At 54.6% G+C, this 9,514-nt stretch carries 11 protein-coding genes; 8 read left to right on the top strand and 3 right to left on the bottom strand.

What is annotated here, in order from left to right; genetic code table 11:
- The 8 genes from KF752_05820 to KF752_05785 form a co-directional block, all read left to right on the top strand.
- On the top strand, positions 1 to 437 hold a 437-nt coding region (locus tag KF752_05820; GenBank protein MBX3421057.1), incomplete at its 5' end, for a sulfotransferase domain-containing protein.
- Between the two features lie 4 nt (positions 438 to 441).
- Positions 442 to 1,593: a hypothetical protein gene (locus KF752_05815; protein ID MBX3421056.1), complete on the top strand. Its 1,152-nt coding sequence runs from the start codon at positions 442 to 444 to the stop codon at positions 1,591 to 1,593.
- On the top strand, positions 1,590 to 2,036 hold the full coding sequence (locus tag KF752_05810; GenBank protein ID MBX3421055.1) for a hypothetical protein: 447 nt from the start codon (positions 1,590 to 1,592) through the stop codon (positions 2,034 to 2,036). Before KF752_05815 ends, KF752_05810 begins: the two co-directional genes overlap by 4 nt.
- A gap of 3 nt (positions 2,037 to 2,039) precedes the next feature.
- Positions 2,040 to 2,795 (top strand): glycosyltransferase, encoded by a 756-nt coding sequence (locus KF752_05805; protein ID MBX3421054.1) that lies wholly within the window; start codon positions 2,040 to 2,042, stop codon positions 2,793 to 2,795.
- Positions 2,788 to 3,516: a glycosyltransferase gene (locus KF752_05800; protein ID MBX3421053.1), complete on the top strand. Its 729-nt coding sequence runs from the start codon at positions 2,788 to 2,790 to the stop codon at positions 3,514 to 3,516. Before KF752_05805 ends, KF752_05800 begins: the two co-directional genes overlap by 8 nt.
- A 39-nt stretch (positions 3,517 to 3,555) precedes the next feature.
- On the top strand, positions 3,556 to 3,969 hold the full coding sequence (locus KF752_05795; protein MBX3421052.1) for a hypothetical protein: 414 nt from the start codon (positions 3,556 to 3,558) through the stop codon (positions 3,967 to 3,969).
- Positions 3,963 to 4,763, top strand: coding sequence for a radical SAM protein (locus KF752_05790; protein MBX3421051.1), 801 nt, complete (start codon positions 3,963 to 3,965; stop codon positions 4,761 to 4,763). Before KF752_05795 ends, KF752_05790 begins: the two co-directional genes overlap by 7 nt.
- A gap of 277 nt (positions 4,764 to 5,040) precedes the next feature.
- On the top strand, positions 5,041 to 5,646 hold the full coding sequence (locus KF752_05785) for a cation transporter (protein MBX3421050.1): 606 nt from the start codon (positions 5,041 to 5,043) through the stop codon (positions 5,644 to 5,646).
- Positions 5,647 to 5,676: 30 nt separating this feature from the next.
- Here KF752_05785 and KF752_05780 read toward each other — a convergent pair whose 3' ends face one another.
- From KF752_05780 to KF752_05770, 3 genes are all read right to left on the bottom strand, one after another.
- A complete protein-coding gene (locus KF752_05780; GenBank protein MBX3421049.1) occupies positions 5,677 to 8,151 on the bottom strand; it encodes a heavy metal translocating P-type ATPase in 2,475 nt (824 codons plus the stop codon).
- Between the two features lie 106 nt (positions 8,152 to 8,257).
- Positions 8,258 to 8,773: a hypothetical protein gene (locus KF752_05775; GenBank protein MBX3421048.1), complete on the bottom strand. Its 516-nt coding sequence runs from the start codon at positions 8,771 to 8,773 to the stop codon at positions 8,258 to 8,260.
- Positions 8,774 to 8,830: 57 nt separating this feature from the next.
- Complete coding sequence (locus tag KF752_05770; protein ID MBX3421047.1) at positions 8,831 to 9,493, bottom strand: hypothetical protein; 663 nt, start codon at positions 9,491 to 9,493, stop codon at positions 8,831 to 8,833.
- Between the last annotated feature and the right edge of the window lie 21 nt (positions 9,494 to 9,514).

Here is a 9,514-nt window from a genome sequence, read left to right as displayed (position 1 = left end):
AAGCCTGGATCGTAACGCGGAAGGCAGAAGCCATTCGCGATCGAACCGTGGCAGGCGGCAAGTATCCGCATCTCTGCCGATTCGCAAACCACCTCTACGAAGCCCTCGGTAACTCGCTGCGAATCATCGCAGTCGATCGCCCAATCGAAGCCTCGATTCGATCCCTTCAAGATCGAAGCAGCCGACATCCAGGCCAATGGTTCGCGGCCGGCGATGATGCCTGCGACAAACTCCAGCGTTCGCTTCTTGAACATCGCGAGACGTTCATCCAACAGCATCCAGAAGTCCACGTCCATCGGATCAACTTCGCCAAGCTAACGGAAGAACCTGAAACGGTGATCAATGAACTGATCGCATTCCTCGGCATTGAGCCCTCTGCCGAAGAGATCGATTCGGCGATCGCACATGTGAATCCTCAGCTACGAAAGTTCGGGTGAATTCATGAATACCACGAGCCTGTTCATTCATCATCGCACCGATGCAGTGACCTATGACCATTTTGAGCGACTGAAGCGTTTCTCGCGTGGATCAGTGGTTGCGATATCGTCATCGGAGCCGCTTCCAGGTGGCTTTTCAATCGATGATTGCAGCTCATCGCTTTGGCGCGATGTCGTTAACACATTTCCACATCTTCGGGCCAAAGCGACAGATCTCCTGCTAATCGACTGGTTTCGAAATCCGAAACAAGACTCGGATCGTTACGCGATCTTCGAATGGGACACGCTGGTGAATGTTGAGGTCGATGGCTGGTTCAGCGACGTTGCTCGCTATCCACTCGCAGCACCTTCAATCCGCTTGTTTCATCGGGAGCCCGATTGGTTCAGGCGACACTGGAAATCGTTACCGCAAACCATCGCCCCCTTTGCCACTGGGATCGTTCCGTTTTCTTGCGTTTTGGTCTCTCACGAAGCCTTAGAACGGACATCAACAGCATACAACGAGTACTTGCCCAGTCTGCCCGATGCGACTGGTGAGCTGCGGTTTCCGACGATTGCTGCAATCTGTGGATTTAGTCCAGTGGCGATTCCCAATTCGCATACGGTGACCTGGAAGCCATTCATGCCACTGGGCTTGGCTGAGACGATTTACCATCCAGTAAAACGGAGGTTTCAAGAGCCCACGCCATGGATGCAGCCAGCCGAAATCACCGCGTTTGAATCGTTGCTTAAGCCTGACTATCACGTTCTCGAGTATGGAAGCGGACGCTCTACCTTCTGGCTCTCTGACCGAGTAGCAAAGGTCACCTCGATCGAACACGACGCAGCTTGGCTTCGCGCCAGCAGTCCCTATCCAAGCAATGTTGAGTTGCGGTATGCGCCGCCGGCATGGCCATCAGAAGCACTTGAGCCTGCGCAGCCAGGACAATTCGATGAGTATGTGAAGTCGGCCGATGATCTGTCTCCCGACCTTGTTCTGGTCGACGGAAGGTCACGCGTGGATGTCTGCAACCGCTGGGCTACCAAGACACCAACGCTGCTCCATGACGCTCATCGACCTCGATACCGCGAGCTTAGTAAGCGAATCCTAGCTGGCAGCCTGGCCATCGTTGAGGCGTCCTTCGGCACGCCAAGAAGTAAAGGAGTGCCTCAATGACACCAGTGGAAGATGTTCTCGCTAAGTTTCGACATCGCTACATCATCATCGGCTCCGGCGCACTTCGCTTGCACGGGATCGATTGGGAGGAAGGCGATCTCGACATCTGGCTTGATCCCAACCTTAGCGATGACGAGTGGCAAGCCGCGGTCGATGTGGCGGCTGGATCGCTTCGAAAACCGTGGAAGCGAGGCGAGCCTGACGGAGCCGGAGGCTTACGCGCATCGACTCGTATCGCCTGTTCGCCACCGCTAGATGTGATGCGAGAAGTCATGGGCTGTACCGCAGACGACTTTGAGAAGGCCTTTGACAATTCGCTGATCTCCTTTTACGGGAACGTCGCTCCACTGAGCTCGATCTTGCATATCAAACGCAGCGCGAAGCGTCTCAAAGACTATCGCCATGCCATCAAACTTGCTCGCAAACTTCTTAACGCGTGGTGAAACATGGACGCAACTGTACCCATTCAAGACATTACCTTTTGCATCAAGACCATTCATCGGCCTTGGGCCTGCCATCGACTCGTCCAGTCGCTTCGAAAGGAGTTCGGCGAACCCAAGATCGTGGTCGTGGACGATGGCCTGCCAGAACATTGGTTCTCGCGAAAGTATCCCGAGACCGCTAAACACTGCAAAGTGATTGACCTTGAGCAACACGATGTGGGCGTCGGCGTTGGACGCAATACAGCAATCGACGCAGCAGAAACCGAGTTCATTTTCTTGCTCGATGATGACCAGGTCGTAACGCCAGATCTGCATCTTGACCGAGTCTACCAGCGGTTCATGGAGTACGGCCTCGACATTTTGGCTGTGCGTCAGGGCGCGGGTGGCCGTCCAATGCTGTTCAGCCCGCTGATGAATGGCAGCCGGATTTGGATGCATCGAGGCGAACACAAACGTATCGGTGAGACCAGTTGGTGCGACATGGTCAGCAACGCCTTCCTAGCGCGGCGTGACACGATTTCCCGTGTTCGCTGGGATGACGAGATCAAAACGTACGAGCACTGGGAGTTCTTCTACCGAGCGTCCCATATCGAACATCTGCAAATCGCCGTGGCTCTCGACTGCTCGGTAGTCCACGACCATGTGGCAGCCAAGCCTTACGGAGCTCTGCGAGCCCGACCGAAGTTCCGCCGACTAGGACTCCGCAAACATGGCTTTGATTCACTGCGTTATCCAGGAGGAGGTATCGTTCATGCGTGATCGCGTCACATTCTGCATTAAGACCATCCATCGTCCTCAATGCTGCGCGACTCTAGTGCGCAGCATTTACGAGCATTGTGGCGTTGAGCGTCCGCTGATCTACGTCCTCGATGACGGAAAGCCAGAGCTGCGTTTCTCTCAAGTCTGTCCAGACGAAGCAGTGTTGGTCGATCGACTCATTGAGACTGAATATGACATCGGGTTGTCGGCTGGTCGCAATCGTCTAGTCGAAGCCGCCCAGACTCCCATGGTGATCTTCTCCGATGACGATCACGTCGTTGGTCCGCAGACGCGACTGAATGATCTCGTGCGCAAGTTCGAATCGAGTCGCCTCGATCTATTGGCAACGCTCAGCAAACAACCGCATCGTGCCCATCCTGATGGCGCGCCACGTTTGCTGAAGTCAGCCGGTGGCATTCTTCACATTCCACGCGGTGAGTATCGGCGCATCGGCGACATCGCCGAGTGCGCATTCGTTTGTAACTGCTTCGTTGCCCATCGCGACATCTTGCAGGCCATCCGATGGGATGAAGAACTGAAGGTCGACGAGCACTGGGACTTCTTCTGGCGAGCCAAGATTGCCGGCGTCAGGGTGGGCGTGGCGATGGACCATGTATTCCCGCACATCCACGTCGATCCGCCGGCCTACAAGCGACATCGCCCAGTCTTTCTGAAACAAGCCTTGCGGAAGCACAACCTTGGCAAAGTTCTCTGGCGTTGATTCCTGTTTCTTTCGTTTCCAACTCACAAAGGAGTGAATATGACAACAACGAACCATGGACCATTTGGTCCCAACGGCGAGCGACCACCGGGTTGGCCTCCACCGCCGTTTGATCCGCCAGGTGAACCGCTACCGTACGTTCCACCGCCAGATCCGCCAGGTTCCAGCTCGGAGCCTCGACCCGATTGGTGGCCGGAAGATTGGGTATGGCCTCCGGTGCCGGAGCCGCCGATCGAAGTATTGGTACCGCCTCCATTGCCCAACATCATCTGGCCACGGCTACCTCCGCATCATCCATACCATCTGCCTCCTGGCTACCACTGGCCAGACAACTTGCCACCAGGGCATCCAGGCCACGACGTGAAACCACCGAAGCCACCAGGCGGAAGTGGCGACGCAGGCAGCGAAGGCTCAGGTGATGAAGCTGGTTCGAGTGATTCGGAAGGATGTTGATGATCGAGTTACCCAATCTCGAGTTCCATGCAGCACATGCGTGCAATCTTTATTGTGCGCAGTGCTCGCATTATTCCAACTTTCATGCTGGCGGAATCGTGAGTCTCGATGAGGCACGCGCGAACTTCGAAGCGTGGCAAGGCCGGCTTGCGCCCAAGCGTATAGCCATTCTCGGTGGCGAACCAACACTCAACCCGGAGTTGATTTCAATCATCGAGCTTGCAAGACAGTCGTTCCCAAACGCCGAAGGACTGTTCGTCACGAACGGATTCTACCTGGATCGTCATCCCGACCTGCCCCGCGTTCTGATCGGCAACCGCTTCCGTATGGACGTCTCCCAGCATGGACGTGCTCCAGAGTACATGAAGCGGTTTCGCGTCGTCTGCCAGCAGATCCGCGAGTGGCGAAATCTCTACCCAGACCTGCAAATCAACGTCCGCAAATCGCATCGCGGCTGGCGACAGCAGTACCGCATGATCGAAAGCAAGCCGATGCCTTTCGATAGCGATCCACGCGCCGCATGGAGCATCTGCCTCCAGCGCACATGTACCCAGCTCTACAAGCAATGCTTGTGGAAATGCCCCGCGCTCGCCTACCATGCAATCATGTCCCGCAAGCTGAACCTCGCTGACGAATCCGCGTGGCAACTCTTCCGCGACTACCAAGCCTGTCCGCCAACGGCAGCATATCAAGAAGTCCGTGACTTCCTCGCGACCAAGCAAATTCAGCAATGTCGCCTTTGCCCTGCAAAGAAGATCGCGTTCCAACACGGTGATCCGATAGCTCGATATTGAAGCACCGCCGCCATTGCCCAACATCGTCTGGCCGCGGCTCCCACCAGATCATCCCTATCACTTGCCACCAGGTTATCACTACCCTGACGATCTGCCCGAGGGCAATCCAGGTCACTATTACCCAAGCATGCCACCGTATCCGGTAATCGCCCCGTGAGGATGAACTCTTGGATGATTAAGTCCGAGAGCACGAAGCATTGAAGTCAGTAGGAAGACCTTGTGTACTGCGGCGCGTGACGAGGTATGATAGTACGGTTTGAGATCAAGGGAGGTGGTGATGACGGACTGCGGATGTGAACTAGAAGGCGAGAACGATGCCCAGAGGAAGACGCTTCGTGTAGTGCTGCTGATCAATTCGGCGATGTTCTGCATCGAACTCGCGGTGGGTTTGCTAGCAAGTTCCGCAGGCTTGATTGCTGATTCACTGGACATGCTTGCGGACGCAAGCGTCTACGCAATCAGTCTCTACGCTGTTGGTCGCGCCGAGATCATCCGCGTACGCGCAGCAACTGTTAGCGGCACGCTGCAGATCGTTCTTGGTGTGGGTGTCTTACTAGAAGCAGTACGCCGATTTCTTGGCGACAGCGAGCCGCTCGGACCCGCGATGATATCCACAGGCTTCCTTGCCTTTATCGCCAACGCGATTTGTTTAAAATTGATCAGCCGACATAAAGGCGGCGACATCAATTTTCGGGCATCTTATATCTTCTCAGCGAACGACGTCATCGCGAACATCGGCGTCATCGTTTCGGGCATCTTGGTTCTAATACTTGGGTCCCAGCTTCCCGATTTGATGATTGCCGTGCTGATCGCCGGGATTGTTGTGCGTGGTGGCGTCAATATTCTGAGGGATGTCCACCGCCGCAAAGAATTAGGGCTTTAATCGCTTTTCGTTCAGAACATGCAAGAGATTCTATTCGCGATATGCAAACAACCGCAACGCATTGAAAACTACCACTAGCGTGCTACCTTCATGCAAGGCAACGGCGGGGCCGATGTTGAGTCCAAGTATCGTGGCGGGGACAAGGAAGACGACCATGCCGAGGCTGATCCAAAGGTTCTGACGAATGATTCGTCGTGTGGCTCGGCTCAGTCCGATGGCAAGTGGCAAGTGATCGAGATTGTCGGCCATCAGGGCGACATCGGCGGTCTCAAGAGCAACGTCACTACCTGCGGCTCCCATCGCAATGCCAACGGAAGCGGATGCCATGGCAGGGGCGTCGTTAACGCCGTCGCCGACCATCGCCACACCTCCTTCGCTTTGCAGCTTCTTAATTTCGTTGACTTTATCGTCGGGCATCAAGTCGCCTCGGGCTTCATCGAGTCCGACTTCTTTCGCGACAGCGCTGGCGACCTTCTGGTTATCTCCGGAAATCATAATCATTCGCTTGATGCCTAGTTCTCGAAGCCGGGCGATCGTTCGCTTCGATGCTTCTCGCGGCGTATCCATCAAACCGACCACGCCGAGATAACGATCACCGCGGCGAACAATCATCGTCGTGCGTCCGTTTTCTTCCAACGATTCGACGATTTCGTGAACACTGTCAGGTACCTTCGGGCCATTGACTTCATTAAACAAATCATCCTTTCCGATGTGAACGACTTCACCACCGACGGTAGCTTGGATACCTCGCCCTGTGATACTCTTCAAATCGGTCGCGGCTGGTATCTCTTCTGCACTTCCAGCCCCTCTTTCACCTAGTCTTCTCTTGCCATCGCGAACGACTGCTTTGGCAAGCGGATGCTTACTGAGGTCTTCGACTGCGAGCACGATTCGCAAAAGCTCCGACTCATCGACACCTTCGGCAGTGCGAACGTCTGTGACTTTGGGCTCACCCTCGGTCAGTGTGCCGGTTTTGTCAAATGCGATTGCATCAAGACCACCGAGGCTTTCCAGTGGTCCACCACCTTTAACAAGAATTCCACCACGAGCAGCTCGGGCAACTCCACTGAGTACTGCGCTGGGCGTGGCAATTGCCAACGCACAGGGACTGGAAGCAACGAGGACTGCCATAGCTCGGTAAAACGATTGGCTGAATTTCTCATCGAGGACCAGTGGCGCAAACAACAACAACAATACCACACCTGCGATGACCGTTGGAACGAAGTATCGCTCAAATTGCTTCGTGAACTTCTGTGTTGGTGATATCCGCGTTTCCGCTTCGCTCACCATCGTCAAGACTCGCGCTAAAGTATTCTCCGACGTGAGCTTCGTCACTTGAACTGCGAGCGATCCGGATTGGTTGGTCGTGCCAGCGAACGCACGATGTTCCTGGGGAAGTGATTCGGAATCGGACGCTGCAGCATCAATATCATCAACGGGCCGCTTGTCGACAGGTACACTTTCGCCGGTGATTGGGGCTTGGTTGATACTTGATTCGCCAGCAATCACAAACCCGTCTGCTGGAACACTCTCGTCCGGCCTGATGATGACAACATCACCGACAACCAACTCATCGACTGCGATCTCTTGTTCGGTACCATTGCGTCTAACTCGCGCCGTTTTGGGAGCGAGTTCGGACAACGCCTCAATTGCCCGCTTGGCTCTGCCCATCGCGTAGCCTTCCAAAGCGTGACCGATGCTAAAGAGAAACAGTAGCAATGCGCCTTCTGCCCATGCCCCCAGTACGGCCGCGCCCGCTGCAGCGACGATCATCAGAAAATCAATTTCAAACTTGCCCGCACGTATCTTCGCGAATGCCTGTGCGACGGTGTAGTAGCCACCAAAAGCGTAAGCGGAAATGTAAAGCCCAAGTGGTATCCATTGATTGAGATTAGTGAAGGATTCAATTAACCAGCCAAGTAGCAGCAGTATGCCACAAAGAATCGCAAAGATAAGTTCTGTCTTTTCTCCAAACACGCCACCATGTGCATGGTCGTGTCCCGTTTCGTCATGCGACCTGTGGTCTGTGGTATTGGCACCGTGAGAGTGTGAGTCTTGCTTCAACTCTTCCGTGTCTTTGGTCCAGCTACGGAGCAATTGATCTATCGTCGCTTCGTCGTTTTGCCGTCGGTCGAACTCAACTCGGATTGTGCCATCCGGGGAGACAACCGCTTCAAGTACGCCTCTGACTCGCCCCAGGTTGGCTTCGATCGCACTTGCACGACGGGCGTGCATTGCCAGCCCTGTCCGTAGAAGGTGCCCATAGGTTGCATCCAACGACGCACCGCTCTTTAATGCCGCATCACGCACCTCCGAAGCTGAAACAACCGCTGGATCGAAGTGAATGCAGACGGTGCCAGGTTGGCCGGTCGGAGAGACAGAGAGATGCGCTGATTCAATGCCGCTCTTGGTTTTCAGCAATGAGATCATGCGTTCGATGCAGGCATCCGCCGAATCGATCTCACTGCCAAAAAGCAAACGAATTTCAAGCTTTAGTTTCTCCATGGTTCCTCCGATTCTTTCAAAGAGGCGGCGGGTGTGCTAGGCGCGATGAAGCAGTGCAAGGAACGCACCAAGTTGACAATGGCCCGCCGCTCGCTGTTTATCACGTTTAATGCGCATGATCGTGCCCGGCGTGGTCGTGATGAATCTCACCGCGGTAGGCCTTCCCGCCGATCACGACGCTGAGCTTTGCTGCGGCATGCTCATGTTCCAGCTCTTCAACCAACTCGGTGCTTTGCAACAAGAACCGTGACGATTTACCTGCCGGGTCATCGGCATCTGGAGTAGCAATAAGTTTGAACTGCTCAGCCTTTCCTTCGTGGACAAGGTTTATGGCTATGTCAGTTGCGTCGATTGGGATCGCTTTCGTAGCGGCAGCGTCAAGAATGTAGATGGTGACGGTCGTCTCATCGTGTACGAGTTCAGCGTGATACTCTTCGTTACCCAATTCGATTAGCGTCCCGTGGTGTGGACCTTCGGTTGGATGGGCGTGTGAGTCAACGGTGGCCGGTGGAGCGGAGTCCATCACCAGAGGTGCATCGGATTCGCTAGTTTGTGCTGAGTCGTTGTTGCAACCCGCTGCAAGCACTACTGCTGCCAGTGTGCAGAAATAGAAATACTTCATGGTTCAATGATCCTTATTGAGAAAGTTGTTTGAATTTTGAGAGGAGGTTGGCGTGGTCTAGTGCTTGTGCGCTGCGACTTCGAAGCCGCTCTTTTTGAGCCATGCCATGAGCTGTTCAGCAGCGGCATGGTCGGCAACGTGAACGTCGCGCCAGACGGGGCTGCGATAGCGGATATCGCTGTGGTTTCCATGTTTTTCAGCGGCAACTTCGACCCCTAGTCGTGTGAGCGTGTCAACAAATTGTTTTTCTTGTTCGCCGCCATTGCCGTGTACCGACTTCCATTTAACCAATCGGAACTCTACCGACTCCTTGCCTTCGGCGTATGACGCGTCGACGTGACCGTGAGAAACATCAAAGCCGCTTCCCTTGAGCCAACCCAGCCATTGTTCAGCGAGCGCATGAGTCTTAACTTCCATGGACTTCCAATTAGGACATCGGTAGGAAAGATCGATATGTCCGGCGTGCTTACCCTGCTTAACTTCACATCCAAGCTTTGTCACCATATCGAGGTGCTGCTGGGCTTTGGCAGCGTCTTCAAAGTGCATGGTTTTCCACTCGGGAAGCACGAAAGCCAACGTCTCGCCACCATGCGCATGGTCGGCATGATCGCCGTGATTGTGGCCAGCATGAGCATCGGTTTGTTGCGACCAGACGGGCGTTGAACTTAGACAGCCCAGCGAAACAATACCTGCAACGCAAACTGAAAATAATCGTTTCATCTCTTTACACTCCGTTTAAGG

The sequence above is a fragment of the Pirellulaceae bacterium genome, assembly GCA_019636385.1.
GTDB lineage: Bacteria > Planctomycetota > Planctomycetia > Pirellulales > Pirellulaceae > Aureliella.
Note: the sequence above shows the minus strand (reverse complement) of the source record. Positions and strands in the feature narration are given on the sequence as shown.